This window comes from Burkholderia sp. MSMB1589WGS (assembly GCF_001636105.1).
GTDB lineage: Bacteria > Pseudomonadota > Gammaproteobacteria > Burkholderiales > Burkholderiaceae > Burkholderia > Burkholderia humptydooensis.
This window is the reverse complement of the sequence record NZ_LNJT01000006.1, coordinates 1,070,495-1,095,206: the sequence shown is the minus strand read 5'-3', so window position 1 is coordinate 1,095,206 and position 24,712 is coordinate 1,070,495. Positions and strand designations below refer to the sequence as shown.

The 24,712-nt window shown below is 68.0% G+C and carries 25 protein-coding genes; 17 read left to right on the top strand and 8 right to left on the bottom strand.

Going from position 1 to position 24,712, the window contains the following annotated elements:
* Positions 1 to 20 precede the first annotated feature (20 nt).
* Both WT16_RS07285 and WT16_RS07280 read left to right on the top strand, forming a co-directional pair.
* Positions 21 to 617: a chromate transporter gene (locus tag WT16_RS07285; protein ID WP_063532985.1), complete on the top strand. Its 597-nt coding sequence runs from the start codon at positions 21 to 23 to the stop codon at positions 615 to 617.
* Positions 614 to 1,144 carry a chromate transporter gene (locus WT16_RS07280; protein WP_059930550.1) on the top strand — a complete coding sequence of 177 codons (531 nt, stop codon included), beginning with the start codon at positions 614 to 616 and terminating at the stop codon, positions 1,142 to 1,144. The genes WT16_RS07285 and WT16_RS07280 overlap by 4 nt, the downstream gene beginning before the upstream one ends.
* An 82-nt stretch (positions 1,145 to 1,226) precedes the next feature.
* Here the strand turns inward: WT16_RS07280 and WT16_RS07275 are convergent, their stop codons facing one another.
* Positions 1,227 to 1,565, bottom strand: a complete 339-nt coding sequence (locus tag WT16_RS07275) for a hypothetical protein (RefSeq protein WP_006024251.1) — start codon at positions 1,563 to 1,565, stop codon at positions 1,227 to 1,229.
* Between the two features lie 112 nt (positions 1,566 to 1,677).
* Between WT16_RS07275 and WT16_RS07270 the strand changes: the two genes are divergently transcribed.
* From WT16_RS07270 to WT16_RS07260, 3 genes are all read left to right on the top strand, one after another.
* Positions 1,678 to 2,022, top strand: coding sequence for a zinc ribbon domain-containing protein YjdM (locus WT16_RS07270; RefSeq protein WP_059930547.1), 345 nt, complete (start codon positions 1,678 to 1,680; stop codon positions 2,020 to 2,022).
* 17 nt (positions 2,023 to 2,039) lie between these two features.
* The gene (locus WT16_RS07265) at positions 2,040 to 2,786 is read left to right on the top strand and encodes a YoaK family protein (RefSeq protein WP_063532984.1); all 747 of its coding nucleotides are present in this window, start codon (positions 2,040 to 2,042) and stop codon (positions 2,784 to 2,786) included.
* A 245-nt stretch (positions 2,787 to 3,031) separates the two neighbouring features.
* Positions 3,032 to 4,165: a porin gene (locus WT16_RS07260; RefSeq protein WP_015601566.1), complete on the top strand. Its 1,134-nt coding sequence runs from the start codon at positions 3,032 to 3,034 to the stop codon at positions 4,163 to 4,165.
* Positions 4,166 to 4,238: 73 nt separating this feature from the next.
* Here the strand turns inward: WT16_RS07260 and WT16_RS07255 are convergent, their stop codons facing one another.
* The 6 genes from WT16_RS07255 to WT16_RS30490 form a co-directional block, all read right to left on the bottom strand.
* Positions 4,239 to 5,060, bottom strand: coding sequence for a hypothetical protein (locus WT16_RS07255; protein ID WP_006024255.1), 822 nt, complete (start codon positions 5,058 to 5,060; stop codon positions 4,239 to 4,241).
* A 59-nt stretch (positions 5,061 to 5,119) separates the two neighbouring features.
* Positions 5,120 to 5,683, bottom strand: a complete 564-nt coding sequence (locus WT16_RS07250; protein WP_006024256.1) for a hypothetical protein — start codon at positions 5,681 to 5,683, stop codon at positions 5,120 to 5,122.
* A 325-nt stretch (positions 5,684 to 6,008) separates the two neighbouring features.
* Positions 6,009 to 6,989, bottom strand: a complete 981-nt coding sequence (locus WT16_RS07245; protein WP_197417878.1) for a lysylphosphatidylglycerol synthase domain-containing protein — start codon at positions 6,987 to 6,989, stop codon at positions 6,009 to 6,011.
* A 91-nt stretch (positions 6,990 to 7,080) separates the two neighbouring features.
* Positions 7,081 to 8,328 carry a bacteriohopanetetrol glucosamine biosynthesis glycosyltransferase HpnI gene (gene hpnI, locus WT16_RS07240; RefSeq protein ID WP_015601420.1) on the bottom strand — a complete coding sequence of 416 codons (1,248 nt, stop codon included), beginning with the start codon at positions 8,326 to 8,328 and terminating at the stop codon, positions 7,081 to 7,083.
* Between the two features lie 447 nt (positions 8,329 to 8,775).
* Positions 8,776 to 10,239, bottom strand: coding sequence for a carbohydrate porin (locus tag WT16_RS07235; RefSeq protein ID WP_063532983.1), 1,464 nt, complete (start codon positions 10,237 to 10,239; stop codon positions 8,776 to 8,778).
* Between the two features lie 98 nt (positions 10,240 to 10,337).
* Positions 10,338 to 10,607 (bottom strand): hypothetical protein, encoded by a 270-nt coding sequence (locus WT16_RS30490; protein ID WP_082874719.1) that lies wholly within the window; start codon positions 10,605 to 10,607, stop codon positions 10,338 to 10,340.
* A 1,070-nt stretch (positions 10,608 to 11,677) separates the two neighbouring features.
* Here WT16_RS30490 and WT16_RS34335 point away from each other — a divergent pair.
* The 9 genes from WT16_RS34335 to WT16_RS07190 all read left to right on the top strand — a co-directional run bounded on the left by WT16_RS34335 (position 11,678) and on the right by WT16_RS07190 (position 19,511).
* Complete coding sequence (locus tag WT16_RS34335; protein ID WP_006024265.1) at positions 11,678 to 11,818, top strand: hypothetical protein; 141 nt, start codon at positions 11,678 to 11,680, stop codon at positions 11,816 to 11,818.
* A 69-nt stretch (positions 11,819 to 11,887) separates the two neighbouring features.
* A complete protein-coding gene (locus tag WT16_RS07225; protein ID WP_063532982.1) occupies positions 11,888 to 13,546 on the top strand; it encodes an NRAMP family divalent metal transporter in 1,659 nt (552 codons plus the stop codon).
* A gap of 69 nt (positions 13,547 to 13,615) precedes the next feature.
* Positions 13,616 to 13,759 (top strand): hypothetical protein, encoded by a 144-nt coding sequence (locus WT16_RS34800; RefSeq protein ID WP_231892031.1) that lies wholly within the window; start codon positions 13,616 to 13,618, stop codon positions 13,757 to 13,759.
* 353 nt (positions 13,760 to 14,112) lie between these two features.
* Entirely contained in the window at positions 14,113 to 14,340 is a 228-nt protein-coding gene (locus WT16_RS07215; RefSeq protein ID WP_063532981.1) for a hypothetical protein, read from the top strand.
* A gap of 193 nt (positions 14,341 to 14,533) precedes the next feature.
* Positions 14,534 to 15,895, top strand: coding sequence for a glutathione-disulfide reductase (gor, locus tag WT16_RS07210; protein ID WP_063532980.1), 1,362 nt, complete (start codon positions 14,534 to 14,536; stop codon positions 15,893 to 15,895).
* A 336-nt stretch (positions 15,896 to 16,231) separates the two neighbouring features.
* Positions 16,232 to 17,572 carry an argininosuccinate synthase gene (gene argG / locus WT16_RS07205; RefSeq protein WP_006024271.1) on the top strand — a complete coding sequence of 447 codons (1,341 nt, stop codon included), beginning with the start codon at positions 16,232 to 16,234 and terminating at the stop codon, positions 17,570 to 17,572.
* 233 nt (positions 17,573 to 17,805) lie between these two features.
* Positions 17,806 to 18,309 (top strand): hypothetical protein, encoded by a 504-nt coding sequence (locus WT16_RS07200; protein ID WP_063532979.1) that lies wholly within the window; start codon positions 17,806 to 17,808, stop codon positions 18,307 to 18,309.
* Between the two features lie 79 nt (positions 18,310 to 18,388).
* A complete protein-coding gene (locus tag WT16_RS07195) occupies positions 18,389 to 19,108 on the top strand; it encodes a hypothetical protein (protein ID WP_015600847.1) in 720 nt (239 codons plus the stop codon).
* A 202-nt stretch (positions 19,109 to 19,310) separates the two neighbouring features.
* On the top strand, positions 19,311 to 19,511 hold the full coding sequence (locus WT16_RS07190; protein ID WP_006024274.1) for a heavy-metal-associated domain-containing protein: 201 nt from the start codon (positions 19,311 to 19,313) through the stop codon (positions 19,509 to 19,511).
* A 55-nt stretch (positions 19,512 to 19,566) separates the two neighbouring features.
* Here WT16_RS07190 and WT16_RS07185 read toward each other — a convergent pair whose 3' ends face one another.
* Complete coding sequence (locus WT16_RS07185) at positions 19,567 to 21,990, bottom strand: heavy metal translocating P-type ATPase (protein ID WP_063532978.1); 2,424 nt, start codon at positions 21,988 to 21,990, stop codon at positions 19,567 to 19,569.
* Between the two features lie 678 nt (positions 21,991 to 22,668).
* Between WT16_RS07185 and WT16_RS07175 the strand changes: the two genes are divergently transcribed.
* From WT16_RS07175 to WT16_RS07165, 3 genes are read left to right on the top strand one after another with little or no spacing between them, the layout of a single operon-like run.
* On the top strand, positions 22,669 to 23,349 hold the full coding sequence (locus WT16_RS07175; protein WP_063532977.1) for a LemA family protein: 681 nt from the start codon (positions 22,669 to 22,671) through the stop codon (positions 23,347 to 23,349).
* The gene (locus WT16_RS07170) at positions 23,346 to 24,200 is read left to right on the top strand and encodes a YgcG family protein (RefSeq protein ID WP_063532976.1); all 855 of its coding nucleotides are present in this window, start codon (positions 23,346 to 23,348) and stop codon (positions 24,198 to 24,200) included. The genes WT16_RS07175 and WT16_RS07170 overlap by 4 nt, the downstream gene beginning before the upstream one ends.
* Positions 24,200 to 24,697 carry a TPM domain-containing protein gene (locus WT16_RS07165; RefSeq protein WP_009911086.1) on the top strand — a complete coding sequence of 166 codons (498 nt, stop codon included), beginning with the start codon at positions 24,200 to 24,202 and terminating at the stop codon, positions 24,695 to 24,697. The genes WT16_RS07170 and WT16_RS07165 overlap by 1 nt, the downstream gene beginning before the upstream one ends.
* Positions 24,698 to 24,712 lie beyond the last annotated feature (15 nt).

Sequence of the window (24,712 nt, the reverse complement as noted above, 5' to 3'; positions counted from 1 at the left end):
TGAAAATCACGAGGACTCCCATGCAATCTCGTTCCGGACCTGGCGGCCATGCGCTCGACGTGAGCGTTGCCGATCTGTTCGCAGGCTTTCTCGGCCTCGGGCTGATCTCGTTCGGCGGCGCGCTGCCGTTCGCGCGCCGCGCGCTCGTCGAGGAGCGCCGCTGGCTGAGCGCCGACGAGTTCACCGATCTGCTCGGCCTTTGCCAGTTTCTGCCGGGCGGCAACGTGATCAACCTGTCGGTCGCGGTCGGCATGCGGTTTCGCGGCGTGCCGGGCGCGATCGCGGGCCTGCTCGGCCTCGTCGCCGGGCCGACGCTCGTCGTCATCGCGCTCGGCGTGCTGTATGCGAGGACGCAGCAGAATCCGGCCGTCCACCATCTGTTCGGCGGCCTCGCGGCGGCCGCGGCGGGCCTGCTGGTCGCGATGGCGGTGAAGGTCGCGAAGCCGCTGCGCCACATGCGCGCGGGCGCGTGCGTCGCGGCGCTCGCGTTCGTCGCGATCGCGCTGCTGCGCGCGCCGCTGCTGCCGACGATGCTCGTGCTGACGCCCATGAGCATCTGGCTCGCGTCGCGCGCGCCGCGCGGCGCGAATGCGGGCGCGCAGGGAGCGCGGCGATGAGCGGCACGCTTGCCGCACTCGCGGCGATCTTCGGCCAGCTTTCGCTGCTCGCGTTCGGCGGCGGCAACACGATCCTGCCGGAGATGCAGCGGCAGGTCGTCGACGTGCATCACTGGATGAGCGCGCAGGCGTTCACCGCGCTCTTCGCGCTCGCGCAGGCGGCGCCCGGGCCGAACATGATGATCGTGCCGCTCGTCGGCTGGCACGTTGCGAGCTGGCCGGGCCTTCTCGTATCGTCGGTCGCGAAGTTCGGGCCGTCGTCGATCGTAACGATGCTCGCGCTGCACGCGTGGGAGCGCTTCAGGGACAAGCCGTGGCGGCGCTACGTGCAGCAGGGGATGATGCCCGTCACCGCGGGCCTCGTCGTCGCGAGCGCGATGCTGATCTCCGAGGCGTCGAACCGCTCGGCGCTGCAATGGGGGATCACCGCGGCGGTCGCGGCGCTCGCGTACCGGACGCGCGTGCATCCGCTGTGGCTGCTCGCGGGCGGCGCGCTCGCCGGGCTCGCCGGCGGATTTTTCGCGTAGACGCGCCCTGGGGCGGTGCGCGAGCGCAGCCATCCGCGAATCCCGGCTCCGCGCGCGGGAGCCGGGCGCTTCACGGGAGGCGTCAGCCCGGCGTGCGCGCGCCGCTTTTCACGAGGCCGAGGAGCTTGCCGCGCTCGGCGTTCAGATCGACGTTCGTCGACGACCAGTCGAGCACATAGCCGTGGTTGAGCGAATCGCGGACGATCGACGCGTAATCGGACTTCGCGAGCTTGCCGTCGCGCATCGCGCGATTCACTTCGTCCTGAAGGTCCGGCGTGAAGCCCGGATAGGCGGCGACGAGCGCCGCGTACTGGCGCGCATCGATTTCGTCCGATTCGCGATTGAACGCCCACACGACGACGAGCACGATCGCGATGAACGGCACGAGGGTATAGCGCAGGAAGAACTTGACGGCTTTCATGGCAGGGCGGATGCAGTGAATCGGGAGACGGATCGCCGGGCGTGGTCGGCGCGTGCGTGCGGGCGAGTATACTTTCATGCATTCGTTCAATTGCAAACAAGGCTGCAACACCATGTCGACACTTCCCGCCTGCCCTCAATGCGCAATGGAAAACACGTATCCGGACGGCGAACAGTATATTTGCGCGGACTGCGGGCACGAATGGCCGATCGCCGGCGACGCGAGCGCCGCCGATGACGACGCGGCCGCCGTCGTGAAGGACGCGAACGGCAACGTGCTCGCCGACGGCGACTCGGTCGTGCTGATCAAGGACCTGAAGGTGAAGGGTTCGTCGATCACGCTGAAGATGGGCACGAAGGTGAAGAGCATCCGTCTCGTCGGCGGCGATCACGAAGTCGACTGCAAGATGGACGCCGGCAACTTCATGCTGAAGGCGTGCTATCTGAAGAAGGTCTGAGCGGCGCGCGACGGACGATGAATCCCGACGCCGCCAGCCGCAACCTGACGGTCGCATCGCTGCTCACGCTGTCGGGCGGCTATCTCGACGCATACACATACGTCGGCCACGGCCACGTGTTCGCGAACACGATGACGGGCAACGTCGCGCTGCTCGGGATCAATGCGGCGGCGGGCGAGTGGGCGCAGGCGCTGCATCACGTGCCGCCGCTCGCGGGCTTCGTGATCGCGGTGTTCGTCGCGCACACGCTCGGCCTCGCCGCGCAGAAGGGCTGGATCCGGCACGCCGCGTTCATCAGCCTGATCGTCGAGATCGGCTTTCTCGCGTTCGCGTCGGCCGGCTGGCCCGCGATGTCGAGCGCGTGGCTGATTCCGGGCATTTCGTTCGTCGCGACGTTGCAGACGCTGTCGTTCACGCATCTCGAGAATCTGTCGTACACGTCGGTGATGACGACGGGCAACCTGAGGCGTTCCGCGCAGTTGCTGTTCGCCGGGCTGATTCCGCGTTACGACGCGCTCGCGCTGCACGATTCCGGTCTGCTCGCCGTGATCAGCCTGTGCTTTCTCATGGGCGCGGTGGCGGGCGGCTTCGTCACGCGGATCGTCGGCGACGGCGCGCTGTGGGGCGCGGTGCTGCTGCTCGTTGCGGCGTTCGCCGAGATCGTGCGGCGCGCGCGCCGCGATGCGGGCGGCGGCGTCCCGAAGGACGAATCCGTCGCGCGCGACGCGCCGCGTGGCGCATCCGCCGAACGCGCCGAGCGATAGAGGAGGCATCGCGCGCTCGCCGCCGCGCCGAACGCCACGGCCGGGAGCGGGTGATGAAACTCGCCGATCCATTCGGCAAGCGCCCACCGTTGCATCACCACGACAACGCCGCGATTCTCGCGGCGTTTATTTTTTTACAGACCTTACATCGTCATATGATTCGTGGGCTCGCCGCGCGCGGCGAGCCGGCCGCGGCCGCGGCCGTGGCCGGAGAAGAGACGGAGACAATTCACAAAGGAAAGCTTATGAAGCAAACCACCAAGATCGCGGGACTGGTAGGAGGAGCAATGCTGGCGATCGCAGGCCAGCAGGCGATGGCGCAAAGCTCGGTGACGCTCTGGGGCGTCGCGGACGTGAGCCTGCGTTACCTGAGCAACTCGAATGCGCAGAACGACGGCCGCTTTTTCATGACGAACGGCGCGATCACCAATAGCCGCATCGGCCTGCACGGCAGCGAAGACCTGGGCGGCGGCCTGAAGGCGGTCTTCAATCTCGAGAGCGGCGTCAATCTGCAGGACGGCTCGTTCTCGGACAGCAAGCGCATCTTCAATCGCGCCGCATACGTCGGCCTGACGAGCCAGTACGGCACCGTGACGCTCGGCCGCCAGAAGACGGTGCTGTTCGATCTGCTGAGCGACACGTACGATCCGCTGACGGTCGGCAACTATCTGGAAAACGCGTGGCTGCCCGTCGCGCTCGGCGCGGGCCTGTACGCGGACAACTCGGTCAAGTATCGCGGCACGTTCGGCGGCCTGACGATCGGCGCGATGTACTCGTTCGGCACCGACTCGACGTCGACGGGCGCGGGCGGCTTTTCCGGCCAGCTTCCGGGCCACATGGGCGCGGGCAACATGTACGGCTTCTCGCTGTCGTACGTCGCCGGGCCGGTCAGCGTCGCGGCGGGCGTGCAGCAGAACAGCGACAACTCGAACCGCAAGCAGACGATCTATCACGCGAACGTCGTCTACGCGTTCAGCAAGGCGAAGATCTACGCGGGCTACCTGCATTCGAAGGATGACACCGGCTTCGTCGACACAGTGCTCGCGCAGCAGCCCGGCCTCTTCGCGAACGGCGCGCCGAAGCGCACCGGCCGGATCGACGACGGTCCGTTCGCCGGCGTGAGCTGGCAGGCGACGCCCGCGCTCACGCTGACGGGCGCGTTCTACTACGACCGGATGCGCAACGCGACGATCGCGAACGGCCAGCTCGACAGCGGCAATCGCTATACGGTCGTCGGCCTCGTCGAATATGCGCTGTCGAAGCGCACCGAGATCTACGGCACCGTCGATTTCAACAAGGTGAACGGCGCGGCGACGGTCGAGATGCCGGGCCGCAGCAACCAGACGGGCGTCGCGATCGGTCTGCGCAACATCTTCTGAGCGTTTCGGCGTCGCTCGGCGTCCGTGGAAGGCCCGCGCAAAAGCGGGCCTTTCTCGTGGCGGCAGCGCTGCCTCAGCGCATGGCAGCCTTCGTCGCGCTGTTCGCCTGCTGCGACACTTGCGTGAGGATCTGCCCGGCCGCCGCGAACGACGGGTTCAGGTAGATCTTCGTGAACGAATGGCCGAGCGGATCGGTGAGCAGATGCAGGCCGAGCGAGAAGTTCGACGGCATCACCGTCTGCACGAGGCCGAGGCTGCCGATCACCGTGTCCGACGACGACGTCAGATAGCTCGAGCCCGGCAGCAGATAGCGCGCCGCGTTGCCGACGTTCACCGAGCTGATCTTGCCTTGTGCGCGCTCCGGCCCCGTGATCAGCAGATTCATCTCGAAGTTCGCGTACAGCGTGCCCTGCGAGTGGCCGACGAGCACGACCTTGCGGTTCTGCTGCAGATACGTGCGGTACTGGTTCAGGTGATCGGGCAGCTCGGGAGTCTCGCTCTTCGTCAGGATGTCGATGTATTTCTGTTGCAGTGCCGCGTCCATGCCGCCCGCGGGAATCGCGCCGCCGTCGATCGCGCGCCAGAAGTCCGCCGGGCTCGCGCCTTCGACCGATTTCTGCTTGAACACCTGCCACAGGTCGCTGAACGTGCCTTGCGTCGCGTTATATGCGTTGCCGTACACGTATGCGTTGTTCGCGTCGCGCGCGTTCAACTGGTTCTTCAGCACTTGCAGGCTCGCGACCGCATCGTCGAACGTATTGTTGATGCCGTTGACGAACACGATCGCGGAGCCGGGCGAGGCCGCTGCGGCTGGCGTGACCGTCGCCGCATGCGCGGCGTTCAGGTGCATAGAACAGGGCAGCGCGACGAGCGCGCCGGCAATCGTCAGCGTCACTAACTTTTTCATCGAAAGTCCCCTCGGATGGTGGTTGAAGCGCTACGGCGTCGGTGAACTCAATTCGGCATGGACGTCGGGTTGAAGCCGCACGATGCGGGGCCGGGATCGTCGAAGAACTGGCCGCCCGCGAGCGACTGGAAGCGGATGTACGCGAGCGTGTCGGCTTCGGTGTCGAGCATGATCGCGCGCGTGCTCTTGATCCGGTCGAGCATCGTCTGCTGGTCGACGCCCGCCTTCGCGAGCACGCGCGCGCTCAGCGCGCATGCGATGCCTTTCGCGATCGCGTCGCCGGCCGTCTTGGCGTCGCCCGGATCGTGGACGTCGTTGACCGCCTGGCTCCAGCCGTATGCGATCTGCGTGAGCGCTTCGCGCGTGACGGCCGAATCCGCGTATTCATGCGCGATGTATTCGATGACGCGAGGGGGTAGCGGTGGCGGCGCGCCGTGCGGCGCCGCCGCCGATGCGACGGCGAATGCGCTCGCGAGCGCTGCGGGCGCGGGTGATTTTGTTTGCTCGGCCGGCGTGGCGGCGGGCGCCGCATCGGTCGACACGATTCGCGCGCAGGCCCACACGAATGCGGCGATCGCGAGCGCGGCCGCAACGGGGTATTGCCATCGCATGCCCTCTCCTTTTGTTGTGTCTTTTGTATTCGTTGCGGACCGCAGCCGGTTTCCCGTCGCGATTCCGCAGTTCTCGTCTCCACCAACGGCTTGCAAACGTTACAAGAAATCATCGCAACGGGGAAGCGTTACCGTATCGTGAGCGAGGGCCTCGCGTCGTGGCGGTTCGAGTGCGGCGTCAATTGCTTCGATTATTGCGCCGCGTGACGAGCCGTCCGGCCCGATCCGATCATGCAGGTGGAAATTGAAAATGGCGTGACGGCGAACCGCGCGAATCGCACGAATCGCACGAATCGCACGAATCACGACGCAGTGCGCCGATCGCTCACGAACTGTTCGCCGCGACCGTGCTTTCCGCGTGCTGCCACGCGAACAGGCCGGGCACGAAGATCAGCAGATCGCGGATGCGTCGCGCGCCCGCGAGCCCGAGCGACGTCGCCGGGTCGAGCCCGAGCGCGCCGCCAATCAGCACGAAGCCGCCTTCCTGCACGCCGAGCCCGCCCGGCACGAAGAACGCGACGCTGCTGAGCGCCTGGATCAGCGCTTCGATCACGAGCGCGTCGACGATCGAAACGGGCGCGCCGAGAAAATGCAGCGCGAGCCAGATTTCGAGCGATGTCGCGAGGTGTTGCAGCGGCTGCCAGAAGAACAGATAGCGCACGACGGTGCCGCGCCGCCGCCAGACGGCCTTCAGCGCTTCGTCGATCTGCGCGGAGCGTTCGACGAGCGATGCGAGCTGACCGCCCGCGACGCGATTGAGCGCATGCATCGCGCGCTCGAACGGCTTCGCGTGCTGAACGAGCGCGAACAGGATCAGGAGCGGCGCGAGCGCGGCGAGCCCCCACGCGAACATGCCGGCGACGCGCGCGGTGTCCGACGTCGCGTGCACGAGCAGATAGCCGACGCCCGCGAGCGCGAAAAGCGCCTGGCTGATCAGTGTGAGCTGCATGTCCGACACGAGGCTCGCGACCGTGGCGGGTGCCGTCAGGCCATGCGCGCGCAACAAGCGGAACGATGCGAACTCGCCGCCGATGCGCGCAACGGGCAGCAGCCCGTTGACCGATTCGCGAATCCACACGAGTCGCAGCATCGCGCGCAGGCTCGGCCGATCCGGCGGCGCGATCAGCGTTTGCCAGTCCTTCGCGTTCGCGAGCATCGGCAGCAGATGTGACGCGGCGGCGAAGACGAGGCCGATCCCCGCCGCGCGCAGCAGATCCAGCACCGCGCGCGGATTGTCGCGCGCGACGAGCCAGAGCGAGACCGCGAGCCCCGCGAGCGCTGCAATGCGCCCCGCATGCTGCATCAATCGTCGGTTGCGCGCGTCGCGCGCATTGCTTCGTGATTGCGTAAGTTCGTTTGGCATGACGAAGAAAAACGTGTTCGATGCGTGACGCCGATCAGGCATTCGGGCGTTTTTCCGGCGCGGGGCACAGGCGGCCGTCGCGGTCGACGTCGAAGCTGAAGCCGCGCCAGATCACGCGCGACGACGAGAAGCTCGCGACGAAGATGCCGAATGCGATCAGGTCCGCGAGCGGCAGCAGCCACAGATCGCGCACCGGCCGCAGCGTCGCGCGATCGACGATGCACTTCGCGGCGACGCGCGCGGCGAGCGAGACGGGCACGAGCGGCCACGCCCACGCCGCGCCGCTCGACAGCACGCCGGCGAGCAGCGCGAGCGCGAGCGGATGCGTGAGCAGCGAGCCGAGGTGGCCGAGCGGATCGACCGCGCGGATCGTGCGGCTCCAGCGCAATTCATGCTCGGCGAGCTGCGCGACGCGCGTCTCGACGCAGCCGTGCTCGACCGCGAACGGCGGCACGACGACGCGCGCGCCGCGCGCGCGCACGGCTTCGCCGATCGCGTGATCCTCGGCGAGATGATGCGCGAACTGCGCGAGGCCGCCGATCGCGTCGAGCATCGCGCGGCGCATCGCGATCGTCTGGCCGAAGCATGGTCGCGCGAGCTTCAGCGCGAGGCCCGTCACGACGCCCGGCAGGAACTGATGATTGGTGACGAGCGCCTCGACGCGCGGCCAGAAACCTGGGTCCGGGCGGCCGCGATAGACGCAGGTGACGAGCCCGACGTCCGGTTCGCCGAGCTCGCCGACGATGTGCCGCACGTAGTCGGGGCCGACGCTCACGTCGCTGTCCGCGAAGATCAGCACGTCGTGCACGGCGGCGGGCAGCATGTTGACGAGGTTCGCGATCTTGCGGTTCGGGCCGTACAGGCGGGCGTCGGCGACGATCGTCACGTGCGCGCCGGGAAACGCGTCGCGCAATGCATCGACGGCGCGCAGCGCGGGATCGTCGCGATCGTGCACGCCGAACAGGAACTGGATCGGGCCGTCGTAGCGCTGCTCGCAAAAGCTCGCGAGATTCGCGAACAGAGTTCGCTCGGTGCCGTGCAGCGGCTTGACGATCGTCACCGGCGGGCACTCGCGCGGCTCGCGCGGCGCACGCGCGAAGAAGCGGTGCGTGAGCGCGGCCGCGACGAGTGTGTACGCGCAGCCGAATGCGGCCGCGATCGCGCACAGCGCAGCGAGCAAGTCGGCGAGCAGCGCGACGAAGCGGCCGATGTCGCCGAACGAGACCAGCTCGGCCGCGAGCAGCGCGCAGACGGTGCCGGCGAGCCACGCGAGCGCTTTCATCGCGCGGCCTTCGGCGTGCGGCGGCGCGGACGAACGGCTGCCGCGCGATCGGTCGTGCGAGCGTGGCGGCGTGCGGCGAGATCGAGACAGAACAAGCTGATGGCTCCGCGTGAATGCGACTCTCGTCGGGAGGCGCCGGGCCGGCGCTCGCGCGCGGCGCGCGACCGGTCCGGCATGCCGTGTCCGGTCGCGCGCCGCAACGCTTAAGTTACTACGCGAAGCGGCGTTGGTGTGCGGCCGAATGAATCACGGTAATGCACGGAGCCGACTTTCTGATGGCACTATGGTGACAAATCGGTTTAGCGCCCGTTCCCGGCGTGAACAGGCTCCCGGCGATTTGACGGCGCGCGGGCGATGCGCGCAGGCGCGGTGCCGTCGTGAGCGACACGCACGCGGCGGAAGAATGAAACGCGTGAAAGGCGTGCCTGGCGTGGCAAGCGAAGCGGATCAGAACGTGATCGTCGTGCGCACGCCGACGATCGCCTCGTTGCCGATGCGCGAGCCCGGCTCGTTCGGGTTCGGGATGCCGCCGCCCGGCCGGAATGCGTACTGGAAGTCCGCCTGCAACTGCCACCACGGCGTCACCTGATACTGATAAGTCGCCTCGATCAGCGTTTCCGCGCGGCGCACCGGATAGCCGGGCGTCTGGAACACGCCGGCGTCGCCGTCGGCGCCGCGCGCGTGCGAGCCGATTTTCGCGTAGCTGACGGCGAGCCCCGCCGTGTCGTTGTCGCGTCCGGCGAACGGCGCCTTCAGCGTGACGCCCGCGTTCAGCGTGAAATCGACCGCGTTGCGATCGCCGGGCGCGCCCATCACGCGCGCGAACACGTTCAGCGAGCGCGGGCTGTCCGCGCTCGGCCGCCACACCATCTGGTCCGCGACCGCGTAGAAGCCGTAGTTGCCGCGATGCGTCGCCGCGATGCCGTTGCTTGCCGGATCGGCGAGGGGCACGCCGTTCGTGTCGTAGCGCGGATCGGCGAAGCGCTCGGAGTTGTACCAGACGCCGAGCTTGTACATGCCGGGCAGTCCCGCCTGCGGCGCCTTTGGATCGGCGGGCGGCGCGTTGAGCGCGTACTGGAGCTCGCCGATGAGGAGCGCGCCGTTGCGCAGGTTGAAATTCGTGCCGTGCCGATTGAGCTGTTGCGCGTCGCCCACGCCGCCTGCCGGATTGCCGTCGAACACGCCCGCCATCACCGTCCAAGCGTCGGATGGCTTCGCGCGCAGCCGCACGCCGAGCGACGACAGCGGATACGCGGGGCCGCCCGCCGGCATGTCGACGGCGGGCAGCACGGGCCAGCCGAACGTCGCGTCGATGAACGTGCTCGCGTACTGGCTCACCATGAATTCCTGGTCGAGGCTTTGCTGGCCGATCTTCACGTCGGCGCGGCCGTTCGCGAACGACTGCTGATACCACAGCTCCCACAAGCGCGTCGTCCCTTCGGCCTCGATGCCGCTCGCCGTCTGCAGCAACTGCAGGTTGCGCGACGTGAGGCTCGTGCCGTGAATCTGCAGACCCGACACGTTGAACGTGCCGCCGGGCAGCCCGATCGCTTTTTCGGTGTCGACGCTGAAGCCGAATTGCGTGAGACCGTCGTATGCGCCGCCGCGGCTCGTGCCGCCCGACAGGTTGCGCAGGTACTCGCTCGTTTCCTGCAGATTCAGCGTGATCCCGTGATCGCCGAGCTTGCTGCGCAGGCCGCCCATGTCGCCGAACAGGTTCGAGCGTTCCCAGAAGCCGGTGGGGGCGGGCGTGGCGGCGGCATCGGCGGCCTGCGCGGCGGATGGCGTCTGCGCGCCGTCCGCGGCCGCGGCTTGCGCGAGCGCGGGGTGCGAGACGCCGAGCGACAGCAGCAACGGCAGGCCGGAAACGATGCCGGATTTGACGAGCATGTGACGGATGGTTTTCTTCATGACGAATCGTTGCCTGGATGAATGCGGGCGACATCCTCGCCCGCTCGCCGCTTGAGGTTGCCCGCCGGGCACGGCTGACCGTCGGGCTTGCCGGGTGCTCAGGAGGACCACCAGCTAACGCGCATCGCCTGATTCAGGCTGGCGCGGCCGCCCGAGGCGGACAGCAGCGCGACGATCGCGACAGCCCCCGCGATGGCGCCGACGATCGCGCAACTGATTGGCCGGACGATCAGCCTCGCGCCTGGCAGCGCGCCGTTGCTCGATGCGTTCGCCGCATGCGCGAGCGGCGAGATCGCCGATATGACGATCCGGCGGCTCGCGAAATGGGCGTAGCGCCCGAGCTTAGCCTTGAAAAACTGAACAAGCATGACTTCGCTCCCGTCCGCTCCGGCTTGCGCCGGACGACGTAACACATCGCTTGCGCGCCGGAGGGGGGCTTGCGACGAGACCTGAACAGAGGAAGCGTGCTGCGTGCGTGCGGACGGAGGCCGCCGGCGATGAAGCGCGCTAACTCGACCAATGCGAGCTAGCGGCGAAGGAGGACCAGGCGGCTAGCGCGCGATTGCATTGCCGGCTTCGACCGGCGTCGGACTGCAACTACTGGGGGACGTGTCCACGAGGGACTCTCCTTCTGTGATGAACCGCGGCGGATTGTATGCGTGCCGTACGTGGGCGCGCAAGAAAAAAACGAATAAAGATGCCGGATCGGTCAACATCCGGCGAAATCGGCGCGTGCGCGCGGCAAGCGCCGCACGGTGCGCGTTCCGGCTTTCGATCCGGCTCCGTCCCTCGGCGATTGAAAGCAACGGGCACGGTTTCATTGCGTAAAAACTTACAGTGCCGCAAGCGCGGAAATTTTTTTTCGTGAAGCCGACGAACGTCATTGACTTTAGGTTCGCCGCCTACCTAGAATCCCGCCATCTCCACAAATGGGGCATCCGCCTTGGACACTTGCAGTAGTCGACTTTCGAGCAGTTTCTCCGCCTGAACGGCAAGACGTCCGCGCCCATTCATTCGCCGCCGTCCAGCCGATCAGGCAGACGGTGCGCGTCGCAGTTCGCAGTACCGCTTCCCCGTGCACCCTTGATTCGCGCCGCATGAGCGCTGCGTTTTCGCGCGCCCATCCGGCACTCGCCGCGAACGCCGGTTCGCGGCGCGCGTTCGCTTGGCGCTGCCGCATGCTTGGCATGACGGCGGCGTCGAGCGTGCGTGTTCGCGTGCGCGTTCGTCGTGCATGCGTGCTCGCAGTGCCCCGACCTTCAGACAAGGAGCCGACATGCCGGACAGTGACAGTCATCCCATATGCCGCACCCTGGATCTTTTCGATTTCGATCATCAAGGGAAGCGCGTAGGGCTCGATCGATAAGCGCATCGCGCGCATGACGTTCGGGCACGCGGCTTCCCGCCATGCGCGAGAACCCGCGCCCGGAGAATCATCATGCAATTCGGTCTGCTTCTGTCGCAACTGCCGCACGTCGCTGAATCGCGCGTCCACTACGACGCGATGCTGTCGCTCGAAGCCGCCGGCAAGCCGGCATTCGCCTCGTTCTGGCGGCGCCTGAAAACCCTGATTTCCTGAGACCAGCGGCGCGCTTACGCATGCCGATGCGGCGTTTCGACGACAACCATACGCATAGGGAGAAAACACATGTCCACGCCAACCGATATCTCGCCGCCCATCGCGCTCGAGCGCGGCGCGGTCCTCGATCAGGCGCACCTGGGCGATATCAAGGGTGCGTTCGGCACGATCGCGCACCACGACACGGCGCCGCGCAGCGGCTGGTGGGCGCGCGTGCGCACGCTGCTCGCGATCCTCGGGCCGGGTCTCATCGTGATGGTCGGCGACAACGACGCCGGCGCGTTCGGCACCTATACGCAGGCGGGGCAGAACTACGGCACGTCGCTGCTGTGGACGCTGCTGCTGCTCGTGCCCGTGCTGTTCGTGAACCAGGAGATGGTGCTGCGCCTCGGCGCCGTGACGGGCGTCGGCCACGCGCGCCTCATCTTCGAGCGCTTCGGCAAGTTCTGGGGCGCGTTCAGCGTGATCGACCTCTTCATCCTGAACGCGCTGACGATCGTCACCGAGTTCATCGGCATCACGTTCGTGCTCGATTTCTTCGGCGTGTCGAAGGTCGCGGGCGTGTGCATCGCGGCGGCGCTCACGATGGCGGCCGTCAGCACGGGCGACTTCCGCCGCTTCGAGCGCTTCGCGGTGGTGCTGTGCGTGCTGAGCTTGCTGCTCGTGCCGGTGCTCGTGTCGATCCATCCGCCCGTGCATCAGATGACGCGGGACCTGTTCGTGCCGGCCTGGCCCGCGCACGCGAAGCTCTCCGACGTGATGCTGCTCGTGATCGGCATCGTCGGCACGACGGTCGCGCCGTGGCAGTTGTTCTTTCAGCAGAGCTACGTGATCGACAAGCGGATCACGCCGCGCTTCATGAAGTACGAGAAAGCGGATCTGTGGATCGGCATCGTGTTCGTGATGATCGGCGCGATCGCGATGATCTCGTTCTGCGCGGCGCTCTACGCGGGCCGCCCGGAGGCGGGCGGCTTCACCGACGCGGGCGGCGTGATCGCCGGCCTTGCGAAGTACGCGGGCCACACGAGCGCGACGCTCTTCGCGATCGCGCTGCTCGACGCGTGCATCATCGGCGCGGCGGCCGTGTCGCTTGCGACCGCGTACGCGATCGGCGACGTGTTCAAGATCCATCACTCGCTGCATCGCGGCGTGTCGGATGCGAAGGGCTTCTATCTCGTCTACTTCGGGATCGTCGCCGCGGCGGCCGCGCTCGTGCTGATGCCGGGCAGCCCGCTCGGCCTGCTGACGGAAGCGGTGCAGACGCTCGCGGGCGTGCTGCTGCCGAGCGCGACGGTGTTCCTGCTGCTGCTGTGCAATGACCGGGCCGTGCTTGGCCCGTGGGTCAACTCGACGAAATTGAATCTGTTCACGGGCGCGGTGATCTGGGTGCTCGTGATGTTGTCGATTATCCTGACGGCTTCCGTGATGTATCCGGACATGAGCGGCGAGACGATGCTCGAGGTGCTCGCGGGCGGCACGCTGCTCGCGGTGGCCGGGCTCGCGGCGACGCTCGTGGTGCGCAAGCGCGTCGGCGGCGCGAACGTCGCGGCCGGCGCGGGCATCGACCGCAGCGGCCGCGACACGTGGCGGATGCCGCCGCTCGACGCGCTGCCGGCGCCGCGAATCACGCTGTCGACGCGCATCTGGATGGGCGTGCTGCGCGGCTATCTGGTGCTCGCGGTCGGGCTCGTGATCGTGAAGGTCGTGCAGATGGCGTTTTTCAGGTAGCCGGTGCGTGCGGCCGTTCGGCGCGCAGCGGCCGTTTTCCGACGATTCGGTTCCGATGGGAGCGACAGGATGAAGCGTTACGCATGGGCTGCATCGATGATGACGGCGGTGTTGCTGCTTGCCGCGTGCACGAGGACGGACGACGACGAAGTGAGCAGCAAGACCAACGATGTGGCCGTCGCGGCGGCGGGCGCGTCGGGCGCGAGCGAATGAACGCAAACGCGCGCGCGATGCGCGTCGCGCGCTGCGGTGCATGCGGAAAAACCAAGGAATCCTTCGAATGAAAGCCGCCTGAAAATTATCCGACATAGTTTGACAGTTGCGCGGACGGCAGTGAGCTAAGCTGCTTCGCGCGCGGCATCGAAGCGCGATCGTCGCCGATCGTGCGCCGCGCATGCGTTCCGGTTCGCTGTCGTGCGCCGGCGCGCGCATTCGCCGGCGTCTTGCGCGCCGGCTCGTGAGCGGTCGCGCCGAAGTAACCGGTGCTACCGAATGTGACAAACGCGGCGCTGCATGAATGTCCGTGCAATCATGCTCGCTCACGTTCAACCCAAACGGTGATTGCGATGGGAATCCTGAATACGGTAGGTGAGATTGCGGGCGCAGTGGCGGCCGTCGAGGCAGCGGAGAAGGTCGATCCGGACGCCGGTCTGCTGACGAAGGCCGCGGCCGCGGTCGCGGGCTTCAAGGGCGCCGAGGCGCTCGAGAATCTCGTCGAGAAGAAGAAGGACGACGAGGTGGCCGACGGCGACAACACGGCCGCGCCGCAGGACGGCGACGCATCGCAGGCGTGATGCGTCGGCGCGACGAATTCGCGTCGCGCACGGCACCCGATGAAGCGGAGGGCATTGCCCTCCGCTTTTTTCTGGGCGGCGCGCGGAAGAATCCACAGATGATTGCGCTGTATGACAGTACGCGCGCACCGCGCCGCAAGAAATTCGGAAACTTGCTATCGTCCGGTCATCGAGGCTTCGATCAGGCGGCGCTATGGAATTCGACTACGATCTCTTTGTCATCGGCGCGGGCTCGGGCGGCGTGCGCCTGAGCCGGGTCGCGGCGTCCTGCGGCGCGCGCGTCGGCATCGCCGAGGAAGAACGGATCGGCGGCACCTGCGTGCTGCGCGGCTGCATTCCGAAGAAACTGCTCGTCTATGCCGCGCACTACAGCCACGACGTCGAGGATGCCGCGGGCTTCGGCTGGACCTTCGACATCGGCCTCTTCTCGTGGCCGGCGCTCATCGAGGCGAAGGATCGCGAGATCGCGCGCCTGAGCGGCATCTACGTCGATCTGCTGAACAAGTCGGGCGTCGAGATCCACGCGGGGCGCGCGACGCTCGTCGACGCGCATACGGTCGATGTCGCGGGCCGGCGCGTCACCGCGCGGCACATCGGCGTCGCGACCGGCTCTCGGCCGGTGCTGCCCCCGATTCCCGGCATCGGGCACGCGATCACGTCGCGCGAGGCGCTCAGCCTGCCCGAGCTGCCCGGGCGGATCGCGATCGTCGGCGGCGGCTACATCGCGGTCGAGTTCGCCGGCATCTTCAACGGGCTCGGCGTCGACGTCGACCTGTTCTATCGCGGCGAGCAGATCCTGCGCGGCTTCGACGACGACGTGCGGCGCGCGCTGCACGGCGAGATGACGAAGCAGGGCGTCGCCATCCATACGCGCGCGGCGATCGAGGCGATCGAGCGCGGCGCCGACGGCGCGCTGACGCTCAGGCTCGCGCAGGGCGCGCACGGCCCGTACGACGCGGTGCTGTACGCAACGGGGCGCGTCGCGAATGCCGACGGGCTCGGGCTCGAGGCGGTCGGCGTCGCGCGCGACGCGAGCGGCGCGATCGAGGTCGACGCGTATTCGACGACGACGGTGCCGTCGATCCACGCGATCGGCGACGTCACCGCGCGCCCGCAACTGACGCCCGTCGCGACGCGCGACGGCATGCTGCTCGCGGCGAACCTGTTCGGCGGCAAGCGGATCGCGGCCGATCATCGCTACATCCCTTCCGCGGTGTTCAGCCAGCCGGAGATCGCGACGGTCGGCCTCACCGAGGCGGATGCGCGCGCCGAGCTCGGCGCGCTCGACATCTACAGGACATCGTTTCGCGCGCTGCGGCATACGCTGTCCGGCCGCGACGAGAAGACGCTGATGAAGCTCGTCGTCGCGCGGGACAGCCAGCGCGTCGTCGGCGCGCACATGGTCGGGCGCGATGCGGCGGAAATCATCCAGGGCATCGCGATCGCGATCCGGGCGGGCGCGACGAAGGCGCAGTTCGACGAGACGGTCGGCATCCACCCGACCGCGGCCGAGGAGTTCGTCACGATGCGGCAGAAGGAGCCGGACGACGCGTGATTGCGTCGATGGGGGCCGGCGGGCGCGCCTGGCGCCTTCAGGCCGGCGGTGGCCGCTCGCCGCATGCGGGCGGGCGAGGCCGCCGCAATGCCCGGCCGGGCGCCAGCAAGCGTGCGTCGAGCGCGATCGTCCGGCCCGATCCCGCTGACTGGCCGGTCGGTTGCACCGCCGAGCCATTGCGCCATTCAATCGCCCGCCCACCCGCGCCGCGTGCCGCCACGGCCCCCATTTACGGCCCGCCGCGGGCGCGCGCGAGACTTGCCTCATAATCGGGCACAGCCGATACTCTTGGATTCCGCGAAATTCCCCCTTCCAACTGATTGAACGGTTTTCGTCATGACCACGATTCTTGAAAATCTCCCGGCCGGCCAGAAGGTCGGCATCGCGTTCTCCGGCGGCCTCGATACGAGCGCCGCGCTGCACTGGATGCGCATCAAGGGGGCCGTTCCTTACGCGTACACGGCCAATCTCGGCCAGCCCGACGAAGACGACTACGACGCGATCCCGAAGCGCGCGATCCAGTACGGCGCGGAAGGCGCGCGCCTGATCGATTGCCGCGCGCAGCTCGTGGCCGAAGGGATCGCGGCGCTCCAGTGCGGCGCGTTTCACATCTCGACGGCGGGCGTCACGTATTTCAATACGACCCCGATTGGCCGCGCCGTGACGGGCACGATGCTCGTCGCCGCGATGAAGGAGGACGGCGTCAACATCTGGGGCGACGGCAGCACGTACAAGGGCAACGACATCGAGCGCTTCTACCGCTATGGCCTGCTCGTCAATCCGGACCTGAAGATCTACAAGCCGTGGCTCGACCAGCAGTTCATCGACGAGCTCGGCGGCCGCGCGGAAATGTCCGAATTCATGCACCAGGCGGGCTTCGGGTACAAGATGTCCGCCGAGAAGGCGTACTCGACCGATTCGAACCTGCTCGGCGCGACGCACGAGGCGAAGGATCTCGAGAGCCTCGAGAGCGGCATCAAGATCGTCAATCCGATCATGGGCGTCGCGTTCTGGCGCGACGACGTGAAGATCGACAAGGAAGAAGTGACGATCCGCTTCGAAGAGGGCCGCCCGGTCGCGCTGAACGGCGTCGAGTACAAGGATGCGGTCGAGCTGCTGCTCGAGGCGAACCGGATCGGCGGCCGCCACGGCCTCGGCATGAGCGACCAGATCGAGAACCGGATCATCGAGGCGAAGAGCCGCGGCATCTACGAAGCCCCGGGGCTCGCGCTCCTCTACATCGCATACGAGCGCCTCGTCACCGGCATCCACAACGAGGACACGATCGAGCAGTACCGCGAGAACGGCCGCCGTCTCGGCCGCCTGCTGTACCAGGGCCGCTGGTTCGATCCGCAGGCGATCATGCTGCGCGAGACCGCGCAGCGCTGGGTCGCGCGCGCGGTCACGGGCGAAGTGACGGTCGAGCTGCGCCGCGGCAACGACTATTCGATCCTCGGCACGCGCTCGCCGAACCTCACGTACCAGCCGGAGCGCCTGTCGATGGAGAAGGTGGAGTCGATGTTCTCGCCGCGCGACCGGATCGGCCAGTTGACGATGCGCAACCTCGACATCACCGACACCCGCGACAAGCTGCGCATCTACTCGCAAGTCGGCCTGCTGACGCCGGGCGAATCGTCGGCGCTGCCGAAGCTGAAGGAAGACGAGAACGGCAAATGACGTCCTGACGTCCGGCCCGGCCGCGGCAGCGCGGGCCGGCCGACGTGAAGCAAGAAGACGCCCGCGCCGCAATCGCGCGGGCGGCGCGCCGCGAAAGCGCGCAAAAGCGCGGGCCGCTCGCCGGTCCGCGCTGCCGGACCAGGGCGAGCGCGCCCGCCGTCCGCACGCATCAACCGTCGAACGAAGCCGCATTCGTCGCGTTCACAGAACCGATAACAAGAATGGAGGTTGATATGTTCCAGATGCTGCCGCCGATGACGTTCGGCCGACGCCTGTCGGTGTGGTGGTCGTGCATGTGGCGTCAGACGCTCGCCAGCGCGCCGGTATGGATCGCCGGCGTCGCGATCGTCGGATGGTGGATATGGCGAACCGATCCCGTCGCCGGCCGGCTGCCGAGCGGCAACGCGACGGCGATCGCCGGCGTCGCCTTCATCGTTGGTCTCGCGGTTTGCCTGCCGATCACCGGATACATGGTGCGCGGCGGGTTCGCCGCGCACGCGCTGACGGCGCCCGGCCGGCTGTCGCTGCGGCAGGCGCTGACGCTCGGACTGACGACGGCCGGCTGGGCCGTGCTGGCCGCGCTGCCGATCAGCGTGGCGACGATGCTGCTGCGCCATGCCGGCCATCCGCTCGTCGGTCAGGCGATCGGCTGGATGCTGAACGTCGCGGCCAGCATGTACATCGTGCTGCCGCGGCAGGCGCGGCGGCTGCGGCTGCTCGCGGGCGAATCCGCATGACGTTGCGCGCGCCGTGACCGGCGCGCGCGGGTTGCACCGCACATCGACGAAGGGGGCGCGAATGAACTGGAGAATCCGTATGCGGGCGGCGGTCGCGGCGGCCGTGTTTTCAGCGGGCCTTTCGGCTAGCGTGCCGGCGATCGCCGCCGGCCCGGCGGTCGACGCGGGCCGCTATCTGTACGTCGAAGGCGGCAGCGCGCACGGCGTGCTGACCGTCAAGGGCAATGCCTTCAACATCGAGACGATCGGCGGCAACTGCCATACCTGCGCGCTGAGCGGCACGTTCGATGGGCGCGTCGGCATCGCGCGCGACGGCGACAACGTATGCCGGATCGCGGTGTCCGGCGGGCACGGCGTCGTCAGGCTGGATACGTCAGGCTCGGACGCGTGCCGCGATTTTTGCGGGATGCGCGCGTCGTTCGACGGTGAATATCGGCGCCCGAGCGCCGCGTGCGCCGATCGCGCGCGGAGCGTGCGCACCGAGCGGTCGCACAAGCAATACGCGGCGCACGACTACGATGGCGCGCGCGCGACGCTGAAATCGCTGCTGGCCGAATGCAGCGGCTTCATGGACTGGATCGAGCTGGACCGGGCGAAGAGCGATCTGGCGCTGACGGAGTACCACCGCGGCGATCGCGCGCAATGCGTGGCCGTGCTGTCCGATACGCTCGCCTATCGCGCGCAGCAGGATCATAGCGAGGCGTTCGGCCTGCCGCCGTGCGACGCCGACAACTACAAGCCGACGGGCGACGCGATCCTGCACAATCTCGCGCTTTGCCGGGCGCCGGCGAAGCGCTGACGCGCGAGCCGGGCGGGGCGATTCGACGATTCGACGATTCGACGATTCGACGATTCGACGGCCGCGACGAACGTGTCGCCGGAGCCGATCGCAGCGGGCGCGCCGGCCCCGGCTGCGCAGCCGATCCGGCCGCCCGCGCTTGACCTTCCCACTGTGGGAAGATTCATCCTTCGATCGCCCCAAATCCCCCTGGAGAAGCAACATGAAGCTCGAAGTGAAGGACATGTCGTGCGGCGGCTGCGCGAACGCGATCACGCAGGCGATCAAGGCCGTCGATGCGTCGGCGGCCGTTTCCGTCGACATCGCGTCGAAGGTGGTCGAAGTCGGCTCGGCGCTCGGCGTCGAGCGCGTGGTCGAGATTATCGAAGCCGCGGGATTCCATCCGGCCGTCGTCGCCGCGTGAGCGGCATGGCCGGCGTTCGAGCGTCGAGAAGATCCGCCGCCCGCGCGCCGCCCGCTCAGGTCTTCGCGGCGCGCAACCGCAGCGCGTTGCCGATGACTGAAACCGAGCTCGCCGCCATCGCGGCGCTCGCGAAGATCGGGCTCAGCGTGATGCCGAACCACGGATACAGCACGCCCGCCGCGACCGGAATGCCGACTGCGTTGTAGACGAATGCGAAGAACAGGTTCTGCCGGATGTTCTTCATCGTCGCGACGCTGAGCGCGCGCGCGCGTGCGATGCCGCGCAGATCGCCCTTCACGAGCACGATCCGGGCGCTGTTCATCGCGACGTCGGTGCCGGTGCCCATCGCGATGCCGACGTTCGCCTGCGCGAGCGCCGGCGCATCGTTGACGCCGTCGCCCGCCATCGCGACGACATGCCCTTGCTGCTGCAGCGCCTGCACGTGCCGGTACTTGTCCTCGGGCAGCACGCCCGCCTTCACGCCGTCGAGCGACAGTGTCTTCGCGACCGCGTTCGCGGTGACGGGATTGTCGCCCGTCAGCATCACGATGCGCGCGCCCGACGCCTTGAGCAGCCGCACCGCGTCCGGCGTCGTCGCCTTGATCGGGTCCGCGACGCCGATATAGCCGGCAAGCCTTCCGTCGATCGCGACATACATCACGGTCTGGCCGGCTTCGCGCAGGCGATTCGAATCCGTTTCGACAGCCGTGCAGTCGATCGCGAGGTCCGCCATCAGATGCGCGTTGCCGAGCGCGACCGCGCGCTCGTCGATCGTGCCTTTCACGCCCTTGCCGGGCACCGAATCGAAGGATTCCACCGGTTTGCGCGCCGCGCCCGCCTGCGTCGCATGCTCGACGATCGCCTGCGCGAGCGGGTGCTCGCTCACGCCTTCGAGGCTCGCCGCATCGCCGAGCAGCGCGCGCTCGCGCCGCGGGTCGAGCGCGACGACCGTCTGCACGTGCGGCCGCCCCTGCGTCAGCGTGCCGGTCTTGTCGACGACGACGGTATCGACCTTCTCCATCAGTTCCAATGCTTCGGCATCCTTGATGAGCACGCCTTCGCGCGCGCCTCGGCCGATGCCGACGATGATCGACACGGGCGTCGCGAGGCCGAGCGCGCACGGGCACGCGATGATGAGCACGCTGATCGCGACGACGAGCGCGTTCGCGAGCGCGGGGGCCGGACCGAACGCCGCCCATGCGACGAACGCGATCGCGGCGAGCGCGATGACGGCGAGCACGAACCAGCCGGACACCTGATCGGCGAGCTTCTGGATCGGCGCGCGCGAGCGTCCGGCTTCGGCGACCATCTGCACGATCCGCGCGAGCAGCGTGTCGGCGCCGATCCTTTCCGCGCGCATCACGAACGTGCCCGTCTGGTTGACGGTCGCGCCCGTCACCGGGCTGCCCTCGGTTTTCTCGGCGGGCACCGGCTCGCCGGTGATCATCGATTCGTCGACGCTCGAGTGCCCTTCGACGACGATGCCGTCGACCGGCACCTTCGAGCCGGGTTTCACGCGCAGCGTATCGCCGACGACGACCGCCTCGAGCGGGACGCTCTCCTCCGAGCCGTCGGACTTCACGCGCACCGCCGTGTGCGGCGCGAGCTGCAGCAGGCCGCGGATCGCGCTCGACGTGCGTGCGCGCGCGCGCAGTTCGAGCACCTGGCCGAGCAGCACGAGCGTCACGATCACCGCCGATGCCTCGAAATAGAGCGGAATGTCATGGCCGTTGCGGAACGCCTGCGGAAGCGCGTCGGGGAACAGCAGCGCGAACACGCTGAACAGATAGGCCGCCGCGACGCCGAGCGCGATCAGGCTGAACATGTTCAACTGCCGCGTGACGAACGACTTCCAGCCGCGCACGAAGAACGGCCAGCCGCCCCACAGCACGACAGGCGTCGCGAGCGCGGCCTGCACGCATTGCGGCCACGACGCCGCCGTCCCGAACGGCCGCGGCCAGCGTGCGAGCAGCGCGTCGATGCCTGCGTCGATATCGAACGGCAGCGCCATCGCGCCCATCGTCATCAGCACGAGCGGCACGGACAGCGCGAGGCCGACCCAGAAGCGCCGCGTCATCGATTCAAGCTCGGGGTTCCTCTCTTCGGCCGCGCCCGGCGCGAGCGGCTCGAGCGCCATCCCGCAGATCGGGCAGTCGCCCGGCGCGTTTGCGCGTATCTGCGGGTGCATCGGGCACGTGTAGATCGTGCCCGGCTGCGCCGCGGCTTCGCCGGGCGGCTGCTTCGGCATCCCGACGAACTGCTGCGGCGATGCGCGAAACGCTGCCAGGCACTGGTCGCTGCAGAAGCGATACGTGCGGCCCCGATAGTCGTATCGACGTTTCGCGTCGAGCGGCACCGTCATGCCGCAGACCGGGTCGACCACCGTTTCACCGGGCGCCCCCGCATCGCGCGAGCGACTCGGATCACGCCGTTCGTCCGCGTCGTGGCCGTGATCGTGATGGACATGTGCGTCGTGCATGGCAAGCGCTCCTTTCTCGTCGATGGATGTCGATGTCTGCCGCAACGGTGCGCTTCACTTCCCGAAGCGTTGCGATGCCGATGGCCGCGATGCATGAAAAGATGGGCGAGCGGGCGCGAGCAACAACGGATACGGCAGGAAGCCGAGCGTGCGGCATCGATGGCGAGGCAGCCACACGACGGTTGCGATTGCGCCGAGCCGGCGCGCCGCGCCGATCGCGAAGCGCCGTGCAGCCTCCATCTCCACCGACGCCCGCGTGGGGCGGGCAATCCCGAATCCCGTTGCGAGCGGCGTGGCGACCGTTGCAATCGCGAATCGCTTGAGTGCTTTCATTTCGGGGGCCTGAGCACCGGGATCGAACGCGAATAATCGTTTCACTGTAGTGCCGGCTGGATGATGCGGGTTGACCTACCTCAATCGAGCCCCGTTGCATGCGCGCCGGCCGACACATGCTGAGGCTCGGCCGCCGAGCGGGCCCAAAAACGGCGGCGGGATATCGCGTACGATTCTTGCTGTCTCGCCGCGCAGGTCGACCATTGACGCAAATCAAGTGGATCAGGAACCGCATACGTAGCATCGATTCGAAGCCTGTACGGCGATTCGCGGGCGATGGCCCGAGACGAGCCGTCGGCGGCCGGCGCCGCGCCTTCCCCGGCGAACTGCAATGGAGATGGCAGAATGCGACATCACTCTTCGGGCCCGCGTCCCGCCGCGACGTGGATGCGTCTGATCGGCGCCGCGCTGCTGGCGGCGCTCGCATTCGCATTGTCCGGTTGCGGCTACAACGCGATTCAGGTGCAGGACGAGCAGGTGAAGGCGAGTTGGTCGGAGGTGCTGAATCAGTATCAGCGCCGCGCGGATCTCGTGCCGAATCTCGTCAATACCGTGAAGGGCTATGCGAATCAGGAGCGCGACGTGCTCACGCGCGTGACCGAGGCGCGCGCGCAGGTCGGCTCGATTCGCGCGACGCCGGAGCTGCTGTCCGACCCGCAGGCGTTCGCGAAATTCGAGGCCGCGCAGGGGCAACTGACGTCGTCGCTGTCTCGGCTGCTCGTCGTGTCCGAGAACTATCCGCAGTTGAAGTCCGATGCGAACTTTCGCGATCTGCAGGCGCAGCTCGAAGGCACCGAGAACCGCATCACGGTCGCGCGCAATCGCTACATCCGCTCGGTGCAGGCGTACAACACGACGATTCGCTCGTTCCCGAGCAACCTGACCGCGATGGCGTTCGGCTACCAGGAAAAACCGAACTTCTCGGTCGCGAACGAAGCGGAGATCTCGAAGCCGCCGCGCGTCGACTTCGGGACCACGCCCGCGCCCGCCACCACGCCCGCGCCGGCCGCCGGAGCGTCGAATTGAAGGGCTTGTTCCGCGCGGCGTGCTTCGCGGTCCTCACGTTCCTGTCGATCGGCGGCGGCGCCTGCCGCGCCGAGCAGCCGGTGCCGCCACTCGCCGCGCGCGTGACGGACGAGACAGGCACGCTGACGGCCGCCGAACGCGCGGCGCTCGAACAGTCGCTGAAGGATTTCGAAGCGCGCAAGGGCGGCCAGATCGCGGTGCTGATCGTGCCGACGACGCAGCCCGAGACGATCGAGCAGTATTCGATCCGCGTCGTCGAGCAATGGAAGCTCGGCCGAGCGAACGTCGACGACGGCGCGCTCCTCATCGTCGCGAAGAACGACCGCACGCTGCGCATCGAGGTTGGCTACGGGCTCGAAGGCGTGCTGACCGATGCGACGAGCCACCGGATCATCGACGAGATCATCGTGCCGAGCTTTCGGCGCGGCGATTTCTACGGCGGCATCTCGGCGGGCGTCGGCAGCATGATGCGCGTGATCGAAGGCGAGCCGCTGCCGCCGCCGCGCGCGCGTCGCGGCGATGCAGGCGGGCTCGGCCGCCTGCTGCCGCTGCTGTTCGTGATGACGATCGTCGCGGGCGGCGTGCTGCGCGCGATATTCGGGCGGCTCGCGGGCTCGGTCGTCACGGGCGGCGTGGTGGGCTTCGTCGCGTGGCTGTTGTCCGGCGCGCTCTTCGTTGCGATCGCGGCGGCCGCGATCGCGCTTTTCTTCACGCTGCTCGGCGGCGGGATGGGCGCGCGCGTCGGCGGGCCGTTCATCGGCGGGCGCGGCGGCGGCTGGGGCGGCGGGAGCGACGGCTTTCGCGGCGGCGGCGGCGGGTTCGGCGGCGGCGGCGCGTCCGGGAGGTGGTGATGGATATCGCACGAATCGCGAGGCACCTGTCGATGACGCGCTGGCGCGTCGGCGCGGCGTTTCCGAAACGCACGCTCGGCAAGATCGAGCGCGCGATCGTCGCGAGCCACGGGAAGCACGTCGGCCAACTGCGGTTCGCGGTCGAAGGCGCGCTGCACGCGTCGATGCTCTTGCGCGGAATGACCGCGCGCGATCGCGCGATCGATGTGTTCTCCGAACTGCGCGTGTGGGACACCGAGCACAACAACGGCGTGCTCATCTATCTGTTGCTCGCCGATCACGACGTCGAGATCGTCGCCGATCGCGGGATTCATGCGCGTGTCGACAGCGACGACTGGGAGAAGGCGTGCCGCGAGATGGAAGCGGAATTCCGCCGAGGCCGCTTCGAGGCGGGCTCGATTCACGGGATCGAGGCCGTCACCGCGTTGCTCGCGCGGCACTATCCGTCGCGCCGCGCGCCGGGCGACGAGTTGTCGAGCGCGCCCGTCGTGCTGTGAGCCGCGTGCCGTGCC